Origin of the sequence: Solwaraspora sp. WMMD406 (assembly GCF_029626025.1) — a bacterium.
Taxonomy (GTDB): domain Bacteria; phylum Actinomycetota; class Actinomycetes; order Mycobacteriales; family Micromonosporaceae; genus Micromonospora_E.
This window is the reverse complement of the sequence record NZ_JARUBF010000001.1, coordinates 2,072,371-2,089,041: the sequence shown is the minus strand read 5'-3', so window position 1 is coordinate 2,089,041 and position 16,671 is coordinate 2,072,371. Positions and strand designations below refer to the sequence as shown.

The 16,671-nt window shown below is 68.7% G+C and carries 18 protein-coding genes, 1 tRNA gene and 1 pseudogene; 10 read left to right on the top strand and 10 right to left on the bottom strand.

Annotation, left to right across the window (positions count from 1 at the left end):
• Positions 1-6: 6 nt before the first annotated feature.
• The 4 genes from O7632_RS09590 to O7632_RS09575 all read right to left on the bottom strand — a co-directional run bounded on the left by O7632_RS09590 (position 7) and on the right by O7632_RS09575 (position 3,475).
• Complete coding sequence (locus O7632_RS09590) at positions 7-921, bottom strand: single-stranded DNA-binding protein (protein ID WP_278113256.1); 915 nt, start codon at positions 919-921, stop codon at positions 7-9.
• Between the two features lie 165 nt (positions 922-1,086).
• Positions 1,087-1,890, bottom strand: coding sequence for a glycosyltransferase family 2 protein (locus O7632_RS09585; protein ID WP_278113254.1), 804 nt, complete (start codon positions 1,888-1,890; stop codon positions 1,087-1,089).
• Positions 1,887-2,699 carry a sugar phosphate isomerase/epimerase family protein gene (locus tag O7632_RS09580; RefSeq protein WP_278113253.1) on the bottom strand — a complete coding sequence of 271 codons (813 nt, stop codon included), beginning with the start codon at positions 2,697-2,699 and terminating at the stop codon, positions 1,887-1,889. Before O7632_RS09580 ends, O7632_RS09585 begins: the two co-directional genes overlap by 4 nt.
• Positions 2,696-3,475, bottom strand: coding sequence for an NAD-dependent epimerase/dehydratase family protein (locus O7632_RS09575; RefSeq protein WP_278113251.1), 780 nt, complete (start codon positions 3,473-3,475; stop codon positions 2,696-2,698). The genes O7632_RS09580 and O7632_RS09575 overlap by 4 nt, the downstream gene beginning before the upstream one ends.
• 58 nt (positions 3,476-3,533) lie before the next feature.
• Between O7632_RS09575 and O7632_RS09570 the strand changes: the two genes are divergently transcribed.
• The 4 genes from O7632_RS09570 (at position 3,534) to O7632_RS09555 (ending at position 8,663) form a co-directional block, all read left to right on the top strand.
• Positions 3,534-4,679 (top strand): FAD-dependent oxidoreductase, encoded by a 1,146-nt coding sequence (locus O7632_RS09570; RefSeq protein WP_278113249.1) that lies wholly within the window; start codon positions 3,534-3,536, stop codon positions 4,677-4,679.
• Positions 4,658-5,692: a glycosyltransferase gene (locus O7632_RS09565; protein ID WP_278113246.1), complete on the top strand. Its 1,035-nt coding sequence runs from the start codon at positions 4,658-4,660 to the stop codon at positions 5,690-5,692. The genes O7632_RS09570 and O7632_RS09565 overlap by 22 nt, the downstream gene beginning before the upstream one ends.
• On the top strand, positions 5,689-7,305 hold the full coding sequence (locus O7632_RS09560) for a hypothetical protein (RefSeq protein ID WP_278113244.1): 1,617 nt from the start codon (positions 5,689-5,691) through the stop codon (positions 7,303-7,305). Before O7632_RS09565 ends, O7632_RS09560 begins: the two co-directional genes overlap by 4 nt.
• Before the next feature lie 95 nt (positions 7,306-7,400).
• On the top strand, positions 7,401-8,663 hold the full coding sequence (locus O7632_RS09555) for an ATP-binding protein (RefSeq protein ID WP_278113243.1): 1,263 nt from the start codon (positions 7,401-7,403) through the stop codon (positions 8,661-8,663).
• Positions 8,664-8,884: 221 nt separating this feature from the next.
• On the opposite strand, the gene O7632_RS09550 is transcribed toward O7632_RS09555, so the two are convergent.
• Together O7632_RS09550 and O7632_RS09545 are read right to left on the bottom strand one after the other, a co-directional pair.
• Positions 8,885-9,076, bottom strand: a complete 192-nt coding sequence (locus O7632_RS09550) for a DUF397 domain-containing protein (protein ID WP_278113240.1) — start codon at positions 9,074-9,076, stop codon at positions 8,885-8,887.
• The gene (locus O7632_RS09545) at positions 9,073-9,855 is read right to left on the bottom strand and encodes a helix-turn-helix transcriptional regulator (RefSeq protein ID WP_278113238.1); all 783 of its coding nucleotides are present in this window, start codon (positions 9,853-9,855) and stop codon (positions 9,073-9,075) included. Before O7632_RS09545 ends, O7632_RS09550 begins: the two co-directional genes overlap by 4 nt.
• Before the next feature lie 115 nt (positions 9,856-9,970).
• Between O7632_RS09545 and O7632_RS09540 the strand changes: the two genes are divergently transcribed.
• Positions 9,971-10,321 carry a hypothetical protein gene (locus O7632_RS09540; RefSeq protein WP_278113237.1) on the top strand — a complete coding sequence of 117 codons (351 nt, stop codon included), beginning with the start codon at positions 9,971-9,973 and terminating at the stop codon, positions 10,319-10,321.
• Positions 10,311-10,589 carry a hypothetical protein gene (locus O7632_RS09535; protein ID WP_278113235.1) on the top strand — a complete coding sequence of 93 codons (279 nt, stop codon included), beginning with the start codon at positions 10,311-10,313 and terminating at the stop codon, positions 10,587-10,589. The genes O7632_RS09540 and O7632_RS09535 overlap by 11 nt, the downstream gene beginning before the upstream one ends.
• Before the next feature lie 58 nt (positions 10,590-10,647).
• Here O7632_RS09535 and O7632_RS09530 read toward each other — a convergent pair whose 3' ends face one another.
• The gene (locus tag O7632_RS09530) at positions 10,648-11,058 is read right to left on the bottom strand and encodes a PPOX class F420-dependent oxidoreductase (protein ID WP_278113234.1); all 411 of its coding nucleotides are present in this window, start codon (positions 11,056-11,058) and stop codon (positions 10,648-10,650) included.
• Between the two features lie 52 nt (positions 11,059-11,110).
• On the opposite strand from O7632_RS09530, the gene O7632_RS09525 reads away from it, so the two are divergent.
• From O7632_RS09525 to O7632_RS09515, 3 genes and pseudogenes are all read left to right on the top strand, one after another.
• Positions 11,111-12,136 (top strand): alpha/beta hydrolase, encoded by a 1,026-nt coding sequence (locus tag O7632_RS09525; RefSeq protein ID WP_278113232.1) that lies wholly within the window; start codon positions 11,111-11,113, stop codon positions 12,134-12,136.
• A gap of 204 nt (positions 12,137-12,340) precedes the next feature.
• Positions 12,341-12,413 (top strand) — tRNA-Arg (locus O7632_RS09520).
• A gap of 94 nt (positions 12,414-12,507) precedes the next feature.
• Positions 12,508-13,742 (top strand): annotated as a pseudogene (locus O7632_RS09515) (IS3 family transposase).
• A gap of 130 nt (positions 13,743-13,872) precedes the next feature.
• Here O7632_RS09515 and O7632_RS09510 read toward each other — a convergent pair.
• The 3 genes from O7632_RS09510 to O7632_RS09500 form a co-directional block, all read right to left on the bottom strand.
• Entirely contained in the window at positions 13,873-14,280 is a 408-nt protein-coding gene (locus tag O7632_RS09510; RefSeq protein ID WP_278113230.1) for a hypothetical protein, read from the bottom strand.
• Positions 14,277-15,107, bottom strand: a complete 831-nt coding sequence (locus O7632_RS09505; protein ID WP_278113229.1) for an IS5 family transposase — start codon at positions 15,105-15,107, stop codon at positions 14,277-14,279. The genes O7632_RS09510 and O7632_RS09505 overlap by 4 nt, the downstream gene beginning before the upstream one ends.
• Before the next feature lie 480 nt (positions 15,108-15,587).
• Positions 15,588-15,851, bottom strand: coding sequence for a type II toxin-antitoxin system prevent-host-death family antitoxin (locus O7632_RS09500; protein ID WP_278113227.1), 264 nt, complete (start codon positions 15,849-15,851; stop codon positions 15,588-15,590).
• A gap of 299 nt (positions 15,852-16,150) precedes the next feature.
• On the opposite strand from O7632_RS09500, the gene O7632_RS09495 reads away from it, so the two are divergent.
• Positions 16,151-16,495 (top strand): hypothetical protein, encoded by a 345-nt coding sequence (locus O7632_RS09495; protein ID WP_278113225.1) that lies wholly within the window; start codon positions 16,151-16,153, stop codon positions 16,493-16,495.
• The last annotated feature ends 176 nt before the right edge of the window (positions 16,496-16,671 follow it).

The window sequence follows — 16,671 nt, the reverse complement described above, 5'->3', positions numbered from 1 at the left end:
TACCGCTCAGACCGGGACGGGGGTACGGCGAGGTGCCCGCCGCCCCCGGCTCGTGCTCGTGTTCGGGCTCGGGCTTGGGCGCTGCGGCGATTCGGCCGCGTCCGACTCTTCGGCCGGCTCCTCCCCCGGGCTGTCGAACTGCTCGCCGGCCGGGTCGGTGGCCGGGTCGTCCGCTGCCGACGGGTCCGCGTAGCCGCCGACTGATTCCTCCACCACGTCCTCTTCGACCACACCGCCAACGGTGCCGCCGGCTCGCGTGTGGACCGCACGGGTGTCAGCCGCGTCACCTCGGGTGTCGGCTGGCTCGGCCGTGGTCCGGGCGGCGGCGGCGAGGACGTCGATCGCGAGGGTGACCGCCGGCCGACCGTTGGCGGCGAGTGGCGGTGCGCCTTCGACCGGCGAGGGCCTGGACGGCTCCGCGAAGGTGGGATCGTCGTCGGCGTCGAACAGTTCGTTGCCGGTTGGCGGCACCTCGTCGGGCGACACGTCCGTGGTGGCTTCGCCGTGCACCCGGCGTTCCGCGTCGCCCTGCTCGACCTCGCTGGTGGCGAGGGTGGGCCGGTTACGCATGAACCTGGACCGGCCACGGGCGAGGTCGTGGCCGACGGCGACGGCTTCCATCTCGTACTGGATCCGGTTGTTGCCCTCGCCGTCCACCCAGTCGCGGGTGTAGAGCCGGCCGACGACGACCACCGGATCACCGAGCATGATCGAGGAGGCGACGCCTTCGGCGAGCTTGCGCCAGCAGTTGACGCGGACCCGCAGGCTGTTGCCGTCGACCCACCGGTTGTTTTCCCGGTCGAGTCGCCGGGCCGTGGAGGCCACCTTGAAGTTGGCGACCAAGGTGTTCGTCTGGGTGGTCCGCCGCCACTCCGGTGCCGTCAGAACGTTACCGACAATCGTTACATAAGTGTCGAACATCGCATCTCCGCTCGGTCTCGTGGTCTGGCCTGGGTCTCATGAGGTCTTCCGAGTCGACTCGGGAGCCAGCCTCACCCGGCGGGACGCCCTGCGGCAGCCACCGCGTTCGCCGGCTGTGGACAGAGCGCGACTTGTGGACAACCCGACCGTGCCCGTACGGATCTGCTATGGGTTGTAGCGGCCGGTAGCCGCGCGGGCCGCGACGGCCAGCAGGTCCAGGTTCCCGGACCAGCCTTTGATCTTGGTCGGCACCGCCCCGGCCGGGTAGGCCCGAGTCACCGGCACCTCACAGACCCGTAGACCCAACTGGGCCGCCCGCACCGGCAGGTACGCCAACAGTTCGTACGCGTCGAACACGTCCCGGAACACGCCGACCCGGGGATCGGTCAACAGCCGTGCCGAGTGGCCCCGGAACCCGTTGGTGGTGTCGGTGTACCAGGTTCGCCCGCCGGCCGACAGCATCGGCGCGTGCAGCAGGCGGATACCCAGATACCGCGACCACGGCGTGTTCACCGCCGAGCCACCGGGAACAAAGCGGGAACCCTGCACGTAGTCGTACCCGTCGTCGAGCCTGGCCCGGAACCGCGCGATCGCCTCGACGCCGTCCTTGCCGTTGCCGTCCAGGGTGATCACCCCCTGGTAGCCGTCGGCCAGGGCTGCCGCGAAGGCCATCCGCAGTTGGGCGCTGAGCCGCCCCGGACCGGTCTTGACCAGCACAGACCGTACGCCGTGGGCGGCCAGGAAGTCCTCGGCGAGGGAACCGTCGGTGCTGCCTCCGTCGGCGATCAACACGTCCAGGCCGTGACCGCAGTCGTACATTCGGCGTACCTGCGCCCGCAGCCGTTCGCCCTCGTTGATCACTGGGACCACCACCGCGTAGCGGCTACGCCGGGGGGCGAAGTCGTGCCTTTCGTAGCGCGGGATCCGCCGGCCGCTGTCCCGGGTGAGCTGTCGAGTGGCGGCGGTCATGGCCGGTCACCGCAGAGCGCGACGGCGTACCGTGCGGCACGTTCCACAGCCGCCACCCGATCACCGTCCGACGGACGCATCTCCACGCTGACGTATCCCTGGTAACCCACCGTCCGCAGCGCCGCGACGAATTCCGCGTGCCGATGGTCGGGGGTGCCGACCGGTCCCAGGTCCGGCTCGCTCAGGTGCGCGTGGCGCAGCAGCGGGGCGAACCGGTGTACGGAGGCCCCCGCGTCGTCCCCGGCCAGCGCCATGCAGGCCGTGTCGAGGTGCAGCCGGAGCCCGGGTGAGTCGACCGTGGCCACCAGCGTGGCTGCTTCCTCCGCCCGCGTGAGGTAGTCGGCGCCGTAGGCCGCCGGGTTGGCCTCCAGGCAGAGACTGGTCCCGGCCGCGTCCGCCCGGTGCGCCAACCGGCCGAAGACGTCGGCGGCGATGTCGTCGGCCGTCTCGACCGGAAGGCCGTGCCGTTGCCGGTTTCGCGGGCTGCCGAAGACCAACGCGGTGGCGCCCATCGCCGCGCACAGGTCGATCACCCGGCACAGGTAGGCGACGAACTCCTCCCGATCCGGTCCGAACAAGGTGAGATCGGGGCGCCCGTACAGCAGCGACTGGGCGGCGACCACCGGCAGACCGGCACGGGCCCACGACTGCCCGTACGCGCGGGCCTGGTCGAGGGTCGCGGCGGCCAGATCCGGCCAGATCTTCGTGGGCGCCACCTCGATGCCCGCTACTCCGGCGTGACGCAGCAGGTCGGCGACCTTCTCGTCGTCGACGGGCTCCCATGCGATGTTGCTGACCGCCACCTTCATGCCGCCACCCGGTCCCGATCCAGGTCCCCGGCGAACGCCCGCAGCCGGGCCAGCACCTCGTCGCCGCCGCTGACGTAGGGCCCCTCGACGCCGAACACCGCACCGTGCCGGGTACGTACGTCGTAGTCGATCCGGGCCACCGTGTCGCAGCTCAGCGTCCGGCCGAAAGCCTCCTGCGCCACGGTCTGCGCGGCGAGCGGCTCGGTGGCCAGGTTGAGCACGGTCAGTCCCGCTGCGGCCGCCAGGTCGAGGTCGGCGGTCAGTCGCCGTAGGTCGTAGAACTGGAAGGTCGAGTCCCGGTGGCAGAACTCTTCGGTACGCCCGTTGGCCAGGTCGTAGATGAGGTTCTTGCGCAGGCCCGGTCCGAACAGGGCGGGCAGGCGGAGCACCAGGCAGCGGGGATAGTGCCGTTGGACGAACTCTTCCAGCCGAAGCCGGTTGCGGCCGTACGCCTGCGGATGGTCGTTCGGTTCGACAGGTGTGGTTTCGTCGACGCCCTGCGGCTGCGGGTAGACGTCGACGGTGGAGATGAGGACGGCCTGATCGGCCGAGGTGGTCCGCAGGTGCGTCACCAGCGTGTCGATGGCGTCGCTGTCGGCGTCCGGGTCGGCGTTCGCGCGCCACTTCACGCCGGGCGCGGCGCTGATGACGAGCCGGGCAAACCGGTGCCCGTCGATCGCGTCGACGGTGGCCCGGTTGACCTCGACGTCGTAGGTGCGTTGTCGGGCGAGGTTGCCGCCGACGAATCCGGTGTGACCCACCAGGCCTGTGAGCATCATTCACCTCATAAAAATGCTGACAAATATGGACAAGACCGATGCTAGCCTCCTGGCCATGGGCAGAGATCGCGTTTCCGTCGATACCCTCGTCTTCGGCGCGGGCATCTTCGGCCTGTGGGCCACATGGCGGCGACTCGTCCAGGGCGATTCCGTCGCGGTGGTCGACATCGACCGGCGGCCGTTGGCGCGGGCCAGCCTGATCAACCAGGCCCGTGGCCACAACGGCTATCACTACCCGCGCAGCGTCTACACGGCCCTGCGCTCAGCCAGCTACTACGAGCGGTTCCTCCGCGACTTCCCCGCCGCGATCAACAAACGCTTCCGATCCGTGTACGCCATCGCCGCAGAACACTCCTACGTGGATGCCGAGCATTTCGAGAAATTCTGTGCCACGGTAGGGGTGCCGGCCAGACGGATCGACTCTGCGGAGTTCTTCCACGCCGGCAGCGTCGAGGCCGCGTACGAAACCGACGAGTTCGGTTTCGACGCGCCCGCGCTGCGTACGGCGATGCTGGCCCGCCTCGACGCATACCCGGACCGGCTGCGGTGGTATCTGGGTGACACCGTGGCCGAAGCCGGGCGTGACGGCGGGATCTGGCGGACGACGCTGCGATCCGGCACCCAGGTGGAATCCGAGTCGGTCGTCAACGCGACCTACGCCGGCACCAACGCCCTCCTCGCCGCGTTCGGCCTGCCGCCGGTGCCACTCAAGTACGAACTCTGCGAAATGGTGCTGGTCGACGCCCCGGGCCACCGGGACGTGGCCGTCACCGTACTGGACGGTGACTTCTTCTCCCTCATGCCGTTCGGACACACTCCGTGGCACAGCCTCAGCGCCGTCGCCTACACACCCCACGTGACCAGCCCCGACGTCCTGCCGACCTTCTCCTGTCAGGACCAAGTGGCGGACTGCGGGCCAGCTGCCCTGGCCAACTGCGGAACCTGTCCCGCCCGACCGGCCAGCAGCTATCCCTACATGCACACACTCACCCGTCGGTTCCTTCCCACGGCAGGCCGGCTGCGCCAGGTGGAAAGCCTGTTCACGGTCAAGTCCGTGCTCCGTACGGCGGAGGTCGACGATTCCCGCCCGACCCTGATCCGGACAGATTGCGAACGTCCCTCGTTCGTCACGTTGCTCAGCGGCAAGGTGAACACGATCTACGACCTCGATGAGGCGCTATGGCATTCAAGACCTTCGTGAGCTTCGTGCTCTACTGCCGCGACGAGACGGCGCTGGAGCCGTTCCTGGAACAGATCGGACCCTGGCTCACCGAGCATTTCGAACTGCATGAACTGGTGCTGGTCGACGACAACTCGACGGACGATCCCACCCCACTGGTGCGGGCCAGCGCCACCCGGCACCGGCTCAACGCGGTGGTGATCCGGCTGGCCCGGCGGCACGGCGTGGAGGCCGGCATCAAGGCCGGGCTCGACCGGGCCATGGGCGACTGGGTCTTCGAGCTGGAAAGCCCCACCGTGGACTTCCCACTGGACACTCTCGCCCTGATGTACGAGATCGGCACCACCAGCGGCTGCGACATCGTCACCGCCAGCGGCGACGACGGACCGCTCCGCAGCCGGATCTTCTACCGGCTGGTCAACCGGTACAGCGACCTCGACACCCCGCTCCGGACCGAACGTCTGCGGCTGACGTCGCGCCGCACGCTGCTCGCCATGCTCGCCATGCGGGAGAAGGTCCGCTACCGCAAAGCCCTGTACGCGATCCTCGGGCACCGGCACGAGCACCTGCGCTACACCCGGACCACGGTGGACACCCCGACCCATCGCCGTCGGCAGAACCGGGAGACGTCGAGCCTGGCCTTCGACATCCTGCTGTCCTTCTCCAACTTCGGGCCGCGCGTGGCGCACCGGCTGTCCCTGATGTTCGGGGCCCTGTCACTCGCCGGGATCGGCTACGCGATCGCGGTGTTCCTGTTCAAGTCCGACCCCATCGAAGGGTGGACCACGCTGGCGATCCTGGTGTCGGGCGGCTTCACCGGCCTCTTCCTCATCCTCGGCGTGCTCGGCGAGTACCTGGCGCGAATCCTGATCGAGGTGCGGGCCCGGCCGATGTACTCGGTGCGGGACGTGACGGTGTGCCAGTCGGCCGGCACGACAGGGCACACCGCCGGCCCACCCGGGCCGTACCTGCGCGAACAGTTGACCGACGTACCGGGTCAGGGTCAGGCGGCGACGATCGGGGCCGGGACATGAGTACGGCCACCCGGCTCACGAACCCGAACCCGCCGACCGACAGCCCGGTCGCCACCTCGCGGACCTTGTCGATGCCCGGCTGGGTCACCATCGCCGGTTGGGTGTCGCTCGTCGGGGTGCTCGCCATCCTGCTGGTGCACTACTGGAACGGCCCGCCGTACAACCCGGACTCGTGGCGCTACTACGAGCTGTCCCAGACCCTCGGCGGCGACTTCTTCCGCATCGCTTCCCGGCACAGCTACCAGTCGACCGAGCCGTACTCGATGGGGTGCGGTCCGCTCTGGCCGATCCTGGTCGGTGTCACGGCGGCGGTCACCCGGACCGGTCCGCAGGCCGGTCTGCTGGCCGCCCTGGGATGTGTCCTGGCCACGGCGGCGGTGCTGTCGGTGCTGGGCCGCCGCATCGGCGTACGGGGACTCGGACCGTTGGTGACCGTGGGCCTGCTCGGTTTCGTACCGTTTCTCGACGAGGTGCTCACCGCGCGGACCTTCCCGTTGGCCGGGCTCCTGCTCAGCCTGCTGATCCTCGCCCTGGTCACGACGGACCGCCGACCAACGCTGGCCTGGCCGGCGGCCGGTGCCGCCGCCGGCGGGCTGGTGCTCACCCGACCGGACACCCTCCCGGCGGTACTTCTCCTGGCGGTGCTGCTGATCGTGGCCCGCCGCCGGGACTGGCGCTGGCTGGTCGCCGCCGGGCTGGTCTTCGCGGTCACGATGACGCCGTGGGCGGTCTACGGGCTGGCGCACTTCGGTACGCCGTTCCCCGCCGACAACCGCATCATCGCGACCGCCGTACCGCAGTTGTACGTCACCGACGTGATCGATCTCGATCAGGTGCCCACCGTCACCGACGACCCGCTCGGCTGGCTCGCCCGGCTGGTCGGCAACGCGCCCGCAGCAGCCCTGCAGGCGATCAAGGCCGCCGTGTGGGCGCCCACCGTCGTGGTCACCGTCGCCGCCGGCTTGCTGCTCCTACGCCGGACACCGATCCGGCGTATGCCACGCTGGCTGCTGGTCGGCCTGGCCGCGCTGGCCGCCTTCACCGCGCAGGTCGCGTTCTCCGAGCTGAGCACCGGCTACCTGAGCCGGCGCTACCTCAGCCTGGTCGTGCTGCTGATGCTGCTGTTGGCCGTCGTGCTGCTGTTCCGGACCCCGATCCCGGCCCGGTTCACCGGGCAGCGCGCCGGCCTCACCATCGGGGTGCTGTTGCTGGCGCTACCGGCCGGCTGGGCGCTCGGATACCAGCTCATCGTCACGCCGCCGGACTCGGAGAGCCTCACCGGCGGCGCGGTGGAGCAGGAACTACGGCGATGCGGGGACGACACCACGTTGACCATCGTCACCAGCACCGAGGTGGGCCGGCACAGCGCGCTGACCGGCCGGCAAACGGCGTTCTTCCCGGACAACTTCGCGGACATCTCGGTGGGGCAGCGGCGCGACTGGATCGCCACCTGGGGAATCGGCCAGCTCTACCTGCTGCCGCTGCCGCCGGGAGCCCACCCGGAGACCGTACGGCAGCACAACGAGCCGCTGTCGTTGCTCGCCACCGCCGCCCGGGTCACCCCGGACCCGTGCGCCACCGTCGGCCGGCTCTACCGGGTGTCTCTCGAATAGCCCTGACTCTCACTCCGCAGATCGAAAGCAGACCGACCCGCAAATCGAAAGTCTAGGTGCCCGCAGACCGAAAGTCGGGCGGTTACGATGACGTCGTGTCCACGCAGCACCTGATCCCACGTCACGCGGCGGCACAGGTGAACGCCGCGTTGGCGGACACACGCGTCGTGCTGATCAGCGGAGCACGTCAAGCGGGGAAGAGCACCCTCGTACGCGTGGTCGCCGGGGACCGTCTCGTCGAACGCCGCGACCTTGACCGGGCGCAGGATCGCGCTGCGGCCGTCGCCGACCCGGTCGGCTTCGTCGACTCCGCGGAGCTGCTGGTCATCGACGAAATCCAGCGAGTTCCGGAGCTGCTGCTGGCTATCAAGGCGTCCGTGGACGACGATCCCCGCCCCGCCCGTTATCTCCTCACCGGGTCCTCGCGCCTGTTTGGCATGGTCGCCGCTCCGGACGCGCTGCCCGGCCGGATGGAGACGATCGAGCTGTGGCCGTTCTCCCAGGGAGAACTGGACGGTGAGCCGGACGGCTTCATCGACGCCGTCTTCACGCTCGGCCCCGAGTTGCGTCACGAGTCGACCGTGACCCGCGCCGACTACGCCGCCAGGATCGTTCGCGGCGGCCTGCCGGAGGCCACGTCCCGGGACGACCCCCGCCGCCGTCAACGGTTCCTCGACGCATACGTCCAGGCACTCATCGACCGGGACGTCCGGCAGCTCTCCGACATCCAGCGCAAAGGTCAACTACGTCAACTGGTACGGCTCCTCGCCGCCAGGTCGGCGACCGTCATCGCCGCCAACTCCCTCGAATCCGCACTCGGGCTGAGTCGGCCGACGATCTCGCGCTACCTCCAGGCGCTGGAGGAGATCTTCCTCGTCAAGCGGATCCCGGGGTGGTCGCGCAACCTTGGCACCCGAGCCACCGCCGCCGCCAAGCTGGTCTTCGTCGACTCGGGCATCGCCGCCAACGAGATCGCCGTCGACGCCCGAGCGCTGCTGCGCCCCGGCGCGCCGTTCGGCCCGCTGCTGGAGTCCTTCGTCCTGTCCGAGCTGGCTCGCCAACTCACCTGGTCGGTCCAGCCCGCCGAGCTGTCCCACTACCGCGACCGCGACCAGTACGAGGTCGACGCCGTGCTGGAAAACAGATCCGGGCACGTCGTCGGTGTCGAGGTCAAAGCTGCCTCGACCGTCGGACCGGACGATTTCCGCGGGCTCCGCAGGCTCGCCGATCGACTCGGTGACGACTTCGTCGTCGGCGTCGTCCTCTACACCGGCACCGCTACGCTGCCCTTCGGCCCCAAACTGCGCGCCATGCCCGTCAGCGCACTCTGGCAAGTCCCCAGACCTGGCGCAGACTGACTGGCCTCGATCGCCCGCGCGATGCAGCAGACTCGGCTGCCGCCGAAGGAACCGTCATTGTCGTCAAGCAGCCGGTTTGACAACAATGACGGTTCCCTCGACTGGCCACACGCATGGCCGGACAGCGACGAGCCCTCGGCGAAGGTGCCCGACGCGAAAGCCCTCGGCTTCCTGGCTGAGCAGGAGGCCGAGGGCTTCGTGGATCTACGGGTAGGTGTCGGTTAGCGCTCGATCGACTTCGCCAGGCCGACGAACGCCGACCAGGACGCCGGCGCGAAGGTCAGCACCCCGCCGGCCCGGTCCTTGGTGTCACGGACCAGCACCCGACCCGGCACGTTGTCGGCGACCTCGACACAGGCGCCGCCATTGGGACCGCTACGGGTACTAGTGCGCCACTTCAGCTCGTGACTCATAACTCATCGACTACTTTCAGGATGAAGGCGCGGGACTGGTCACAGGGTAGCGCCTTCGTACAGATGGATTCCCACGCTGTCAGGAGCCGGCCCAGGTCCCTGGCCTTGCTCACCACCTCACCTTCGAGCGTGCCGTCGACGTACGCCACCGATGACCCATCAGGCATGCTCGCCAGGACGAATGCGCCGCCAAGTCCAGCGTGCATCCCAGCGGCGAACGGCACAACGCGAACATGGACGTTTGGGCGATCACCGATCTCGACCAGATGTTCTAGCTGCTCCTTCATGATCGTCGGATCGCCCAGCCTGAGAGCGGCCTCCCCCACGATCGCGCTCAGGGTCACCGGGCTGGATCGGCCCAAGGTCGCGGCCTGCCGCTCCAGCCGCTCGTGCGTCATCCCGTCAACCTGAGCCTCGGTGTTGGGACCGGCCTCGACCACCATCCGCGCGTACGCCTCGGTCTGTAGCAGGCCCGGGATGATGGAGTGCTCGTACCAGCGCAGCAGGATCGCCTGCCGCTCAGTCGTCTTCCACGGGCGCAGCCACGGGGCGACGGCCTCGCCGCGCGCCACGGCCACCAGCTTGAGCAGTTCGCCCTCGGCACCGAGCTTCTCGTCGAGGGCACGTGCCACGCCGTCCGGAGGAATTGATCTACCTGCTTCGTAATTACCGATCTGCGAGCCGGTCACGTACACCTCGGCACCAAGGGCGTCCTGCGAGATTCCCCGCGCCATCCGCTCTCGACGGAGCACATGGCGAAAATCGTTCGTGTCAGCCAACTTGGCCCTCCTGCCGGTCCGTGATCCGCAACTGTGACCACAACATCTTCATCCCGAGGCGGCGATTAGTCCAGGGTGGAATCCAATGGATCACCGACATTTCAAGGGGGATCACGTGCTCAGAAACGACGGCATCGGCGGCACGCCACGCCTGGCCCGGTACACGTCGCTCGGCGTCGCCGCCGCACCGGGCAGCACGCAGCGCGGCAACAAGATCAACCGTTCGAGGCTCGACGCAGCGATACTCAAGCGGGCCCGGAAAATCGTCACCACCCACCTGCCGACCCGGTTCGGCGAATGCCGGGTATGTGACTCGGCGGCATTCTGCGAACCGTTCAACCGGGCGATGGCCGTCCTCGACCGATGGGAACCGGCGAAAGCACGCCGGATTCGCGCCGTACTGCAATATGCCGGCCTGTGGCCGGTCGCGGGCGCGTCCGACGAGGAGGCTTCCGATGGCGCGTGACGACGACGAACTGCTCCGCGTCGGCGACGTGCTGCACCTGGGCAAAGCCGACTGGGTGTACGGGGACCGCTCGATGCGTGTCCGTGTCGCGGACATCCGCTACGGGCTCGACCAGGAGCAGTCGCCGGTGATCGGCGTCCTGGCCACCGTCATCCTCGGCGGGCGCGACGGCCGGATGGTCGCGATCGGCGTCTACAAGGAGGCGCTGACCCGGCCCGGCGTACGGCACCGCCAGCGGGACACCAACGGAGTCGAGTACCCGCCCTGATCCGGCTACCCTGACGGAGCCGTACGAAGGGGACCTGACGGAGCCGTACCGCTGGGGGTCAGCCGTGGTGGTCCGGACCGGCGTGGGTGACCGTCACGCGGACCGCGACCCGGCCTTCCCGCTGCATCGCCGCGCGGTAGTCGTCCCAGTCCGGATGCTCGCCGGAGATCCGCCGGTAGTAGTCCACCAGCGGGTCGAGGGCGTCCGGCAACGGTACGACCTCGGCCTGCCCGTCGATCTGCACCCAGTCGCCGAAGAACCGGTCGGTGGTCACACAGAACGTCACCCGAGGATCGCGCAGCAGGTTGCGGACCTTGACGGCGGTCTGACGGGTGCTGACGAGCACGCGGCCCTCGTCGTCGACGGTCGCCAACACGGGACTGGTCTGCAGCCCGCCGTCCGGGTGACGGGTCACCATCACGGCACGATGATTGGTCCGCAGAAAGTCGCGTACCTGTTCGATGTCCATGTTCCCATCCTTACCTACCCACAGGTAACCCGACAGCGGTACGGTCGGAGGCGTGCAGCCTGACATCCTCGGACCACCGTACGAGCAGCAGGTCATCGAGCTCGACCCGGACGACGAGGGACCGGTCGTCGCGACCCTGATCCGCCGCCGCGCCGACCGCCCCAGCGGCCGGGCCGTGCTCTACCTGCACGGCTTCGTCGACTACTTCTTCCAGACCCACCTGGCCGACCACTTCGTCCGGGGCGGCTGGGACTTCTACGCGCTCGACCTGCGCAAGTACGGCCGCAGCCTGCTGCCGCACCAGACCCCCAACTTCTGCCGCGACATCAGCGACTACTTCCCCGAACTCGACGCCGCCGCCCGGATCATCCGTGAGCAGGACGGCAACGAGACTTTGCTGGTCAACGGCCACTCCACCGGCGGGCTGATCGCCTCCATCTGGGCACACGCCCGCGCCGACCAGGGCCTCGCGCCCGACGGCCTGTTCCTCAACAGCCCGTTCTTCGACATCAACGCACCCTGGTTGATGCGCCGACCGGTGGCGGCGGCCGTCTGCCGGGTCGCCGCCCGGACGCCCTACCGCGTCGTCCGGGTCGGGCTCTCCCACGTGTACGGCCAGAGCGTGCATGCCTCTCATCGCGGCGAATGGAACTACGACCTCGCGTGGAAACCGCTGGGTGGCTTTCCGGTCCGGGTCGGCTGGCTGACCGCGATCCGACGCGCACAGAAGCAGCTCCGCCACGGGCTGCACATCAGCGCGCCGATCCTGCTGGCCTGCTCGACCCGGTCGTTCCGCAGCCTCCGCTGGCACGACGCGGCGACCCTGGCGGACGCGGTCCTCGACGTCGAACACATGGCCCGCTGGGCACCGAGGCTCGGCCGGCACGTCACCCTGGTCCGCATCGACGGCGGCATGCACGACCTGACCCTGTCTCGCCAACCCGCCCGTGACCAGGTCTTCAGCGAGCTGGACCGCTGGCTACGGGCGTACTTCACCAGCGAGCCGGCCGGGCCGGATCCGGGTCAGCGGGTGTCGGCGGAACGCCCGGCCAGCCGTGGCGTGCCGGAGGAGGGGTGACGATCTCGGACAAGGTGTGAGCGTCGGCCCCGGCGCGAGGGCTGCCACCCGACCGGCTGGAACGACATCGACACGGCCCGGTACACGACGCGGCCGGCTTAGCCGCTCGTCACGGCAACCAGCGGCCACTACTATGTGCACGCCGGACCGGAAGATCCATCCGGCAGGTCGGCAGCCGGCCACGGCGGGCCCGTCGACCTGCAGGCGCCCGTAGCTCAGCGGATAGAGCAGGGGACTTCTAATCCCAAGGTCGTAGGTTCGAACCCTACCGGGCGCACTTGATCTCTCACACGGACTGACAACCGCAGGTCAGAGACCATGTCCCGCACCGGGTTTGATGGAGACATCGAAACCTGGGAGGAACACCAGCGATGCCCGCACCGAAGAAGTACTCCGACGAGCTGCGTGAGCGTGCGACCCGGTTGGCCCTCGACGCGCGCCGGGACCCGGCGTCCGCTGTCGGCGCGATCCGGCGGATCGCCGACCAGCTCGGCGTGCACCCCGAGGCGCTGCGGGTCTGGGTGAAGCAGGCCGAGACCGACGCCGGCGACCGTCCGGGCACCACCAGCGGCGACGCCGACCGCATCGCCGCGCTGGAACGGGAGGTCCGTGAGCTGCGGCGGGCGAACCAGATCCTGAAATCCGCAGCGTCTTTCTTCGCGGCCGAACTGGACCGGCCGTCGCGATGAGAGTGGAGTTCGTCGACTCCCAGAAGGCCGAACACGGTGTCCAGCCGGTCCTGCGGGCGCTTGAAGACACGCCAGCCGGGATCGCACCATCGACCTACCACGCCGCCAAGGCCCGCCCCGCCTCGGCCCGATCACGGCGCGACGAAGAGCTGACCGCGATGATCGAACAGGTCCACGCTGCCAACTACGGCGTCTACGGGGCCCGCAAGATCTGGCACGAGCTGCACCGGCAGGGCGTCGACGTGGCCCGGTGCACGGTCGAGCGGCTGATGCGCGCCGCCGGGCTGCGTGGGCTGCTGCGCGACAGGTCACCGCGCACGACCCGGCCCGCCGCCTAGACCAGCCGGCCCGCTGACCTGGTCGAACGCGACTTCACCGCGGCGGGCCCGAATCGGCTGTGGGTCGCCGACCTGACCTACGTGCGTACCGCCGTGGGTTGGGTGTACGCCGCGTTCGTCCTCGACGTGTACTCCCGGATGATCGTCGGCTGGCAGGTGGCCACCAGCCTGTACACGGATCTGGCGCTCGACGCGCTGAAAATGGCGATCTGGCGCCGCGAGAATCAGGGCGCTGACCTGGGCGGACTCGTGCACCACTCCGACCGGGGAGTCCAGTATCGAGCGATTCGCTACAGCCAACGGCTCGCCGAGGCGGGCGCCGTCGCCTCGGTCGGCTCCCGGGGCGACTCGTACGACAACGCCATGGCCGAGGCGTTCAACTCCCTGTACAAGGCCGAACTCGTCCGCAACACCGGTCCGTGGCGCGGTCTCGACGACCTGGAGATGGCCACCGTCGAGTACATCGACTGGTACAACAACCGTCGCCTGCACGGCGAACTCGGACACGTCCCGCCCGCCGAGTACGAAGCGCTACACGCGATGACCCAACCGGTCACCGCACCCCTGAAAACCAGATAACCAACTCTCCATCAAACCCGGGGCTTGACACCATCCAGCTGTGGGCAACCTCCGGTCACCGGCGGCCCTGTGCTGTCGTCGCTCAGATTTGAGCACGGTCAAGCCGGGTATCAGAGGGCAGTTCGGAAGATTACGTCCGTTTCGGGGCGAGAGTGAACACTCCGGGTTCGTCTTCGGTGAGGACCCGGCGGTTGACCATCCGTTTGAGCTTCGCGCGGGCGCCTTCGACGTGCTTCGGTGAAGGCTCGACGCCGAGTGCGAGGCAGATGCCCTTCGCCCGCATCCTGGCGGGTGTGGCGGCGAGGACTTCCAGGATCTGCTGGTAGGGGGTGCTGGCGATCGTCGGGTCGTCGGCGGTGAACTCGGCGGCGGCGAGCGCGCGCAGGGTGGTGCGGGTGGTCGCCAGGGCGGCCAGTTCGCTGTCGACGCGGCCGAGTTCGGCGGTGAGGGTGGCGATCTGCTCGCGTAGCCGGTCGGCTGTCTGGCCGGCGGCGGCCTCCTGGTGGGCGATCAGGTCGAGGACCGTGGTGAGGTTCACCGCTGCCGCCAGGTGGGTGTGCTGGTGCCGGTCAGTCGGCGGACCAGGTTCGCGGTGGACGCCCACCAGGTGCGTGACACGCTGGACTCCGGTCGGCTCTCGTACTCGCGGACGAGACGGCGGTGCAGCATCAGGGTGCCGAGGGTCTGTTCGACGATCCAGCGTCTGCGGACCGGTACGAACCCGGGCCGGGTGTCGGCGCGTTTGACGACCTCGACGTCGACACCCAGGACGGCGCCGTGCAGCGCCATGTCCTGTTTGAACCCTGCGTCGACCCACGCGCGGGTTACGGTGGGGGTGTGCGCGACGACCTGGTCGAGCAGCCGGATGCCGATGGCGTTGTCGGTGACCGACGCGGCGGTGACCACGACCGCGATGACCAGCCCCAACGCGTCCACGGCGAGGCCCCGTTTGCGCCCCGGTACCTTCTTGGCGGCGTCCTTGCCGGTCGTCGCGGCGGGCACATTGTTGGCCACGCGGACCGACTGGGTGTCCAGCACCACCGCGCTCGGGTCCTCGGTACGGCCGGCCTTCTCCCTGACCTGGCACCGCAGCAGGTCGTGGATGACCTGGTCGGTGCCGTCGTCACGCCACCGGGCGAAGTAGTAGTACGTCGCCGACTTCGGCGGCAGGTCGTGTGGCAGGTACGCCCACTGGCAGCCGGTCCGGTTCTGGTAGAAGATCGCGTTGACGATCTCCCGCAGCTCGTAGCGGCCCTGATGCCCGGACACCGACGGGTGGCGGGTCTTCCACGCCTGCAGGAACGGTCCGATCACCGCCCACTGTTCGTCGGTCAGGTCACTCGGATACGCCGCGCGTTCACCCATGATCGACCCAACGCGGTCACGTCCTCACCGGTTACGACCACCGCTCACATTCGCACGATCAGACCAACCCACAATGGACAAGACCTAGCGAACCGGCCTCTCACGTCGTAGTCGGTGCCCTGGGTGGCCAGCGGGAGGTTGTGCGCCAATGCTGTGGCTGCGATCTAGCTGTCGTTGATCGGGGCCTTGCGGCCTTCGGCACGCAGCTTCGCTACCAGCAGCGCCCAGGCGTCGCTGACCCGTTCGTCGATGGGCAGCGGCTGGAACTGTCTAGCCAGCTCAACTGTCTAGCCAGCTCATAGGTGGCCAGACGCCGGGAGGCGGCATCGGGATTGTGGCTGGCGCTAACGACTCCAAGGCGGAGTTCACCGAGGGTGATCACGGACACGCCCAAGTCCAGCCCGACAAGTGCCTGATCATCAAAGCGGCGCGCCTCCGAACCGATGAACAGCGACGTGTCGGCGGCGGCGCGGCGTGGCGCTACCACGGCAGGTCGTCGGTGGTGTCGGTCAGAGTGCCGCGCAGTTCGTCCCTCATGCCGGTGTGGTCAGGCCCGAGCGCGCTGATTCGCGCCAAGATTTCGGTTGCCGGTATCCATTGGCGGCGGGCGTGCAGCGGGATGAGCCTGGCCACTGGTCGATTATTGTACAGAATCTCTATCTCCTCACCCGCCTCGACGCGGCGCAGGACCTCAGCAGTGTGGTTACGCAGGTCACGCGAGGGAATCACGCTTGTAGCTGACATGCTACGACCGTAGCCGGTATCGGCAGCCTGTCCACCGGCATGGATTGGCACCCCAGCCTGGCAAAGATCCGCAGGGGCGGCCATCTCAAGAGATGAGCCGGGCGGCCGCGACCCGCACGTCCAGCGCTACCCGGACGAGCTCGGCGGCGGGGAATCGTCCCGGTCAGGTAGTGACACTCGCCGCTGATCAGGTCTAAGTCGGCAGGTGCCGTGCGGCCTCGTCAACCGCCGCCGCTCGATCTCCGGGGTCGGCCGCCGTCGCGGTCCGAGCTTCCGACTGCCCGGCCTACCCTCACCGGATGAGCACCGACGGCGAGCTGAGCCCATCAGCCACCACCGACGGCTGGGTTCTCACGACGAATGTCCGCGCCCTGATCGAGTCGCTCGCCGAACTGGTTTACTACGAGGCCGACGACTGGGACTGGGACGCCATCGCATTCGGACTCGACGCCACCGACACCGACGACCCGCACCGGTGGTACGCCTATCCGCTCATCGGCACCAGCGCACTCCGCCTGGAGCTGGCCAACGACCCCGGCTCCACGATCACCTCGGTACGAATCCATCACCCGGCCGGCGAGGCCCTGACCGCCCGCGTCGAAACCATCGTGTCGATGCTGGCTCGCTATCAAGTCACCTCATGAGTACCCGGCCGAGCCGGGTTGTCGGCCCAAGATCAGGGCGTCTCCAGGGTGCCAGATGACGACGAAAATTGATTGTGAATGACCATCGACGACAGGAGTCCGCTCAGCTCAGCGCTTTGATCGGCGTACTGATCCGGGGTGGGACGGACGGGGTCGACCTGTACGCCGGATTCTCG

Coding starts and splice junctions, on each gene's coding strand:
- O7632_RS09590 (WP_278113256.1), bottom strand. CDS start 921: ATGTTCGACACTTATGTAACGATTGTCGGTAACGTTCTGACGGCACCG.
- O7632_RS09585 (WP_278113254.1), bottom strand. CDS start 1,890: ATGACCGCCGCCACTCGACAGCTCACCCGGGACAGCGGCCGGCGGATC.
- O7632_RS09580 (WP_278113253.1), bottom strand. CDS start 2,699: ATGAAGGTGGCGGTCAGCAACATCGCATGGGAGCCCGTCGACGACGAG.
- O7632_RS09575 (WP_278113251.1), bottom strand. CDS start 3,475: ATGCTCACAGGCCTGGTGGGTCACACCGGATTCGTCGGCGGCAACCTC.
- O7632_RS09570 (WP_278113249.1), top strand. CDS start 3,534: ATGGGCAGAGATCGCGTTTCCGTCGATACCCTCGTCTTCGGCGCGGGC.
- O7632_RS09565 (WP_278113246.1), top strand. CDS start 4,658: ATGGCATTCAAGACCTTCGTGAGCTTCGTGCTCTACTGCCGCGACGAG.
- O7632_RS09560 (WP_278113244.1), top strand. CDS start 5,689: ATGAGTACGGCCACCCGGCTCACGAACCCGAACCCGCCGACCGACAGC.
- O7632_RS09550 (WP_278113240.1), bottom strand. CDS start 9,076: ATGAGTCACGAGCTGAAGTGGCGCACTAGTACCCGTAGCGGTCCCAAT.
- O7632_RS09535 (WP_278113235.1), top strand. CDS start 10,311: ATGGCGCGTGACGACGACGAACTGCTCCGCGTCGGCGACGTGCTGCAC.
- O7632_RS09530 (WP_278113234.1), bottom strand. CDS start 11,058: ATGGACATCGAACAGGTACGCGACTTTCTGCGGACCAATCATCGTGCC.
- O7632_RS09505 (WP_278113229.1), bottom strand. CDS start 15,107: ATGGGTGAACGCGCGGCGTATCCGAGTGACCTGACCGACGAACAGTGG.
- O7632_RS09500 (WP_278113227.1), bottom strand. CDS start 15,851: ATGTCAGCTACAAGCGTGATTCCCTCGCGTGACCTGCGTAACCACACT.
- O7632_RS09495 (WP_278113225.1), top strand. CDS start 16,151: ATGAGCACCGACGGCGAGCTGAGCCCATCAGCCACCACCGACGGCTGG.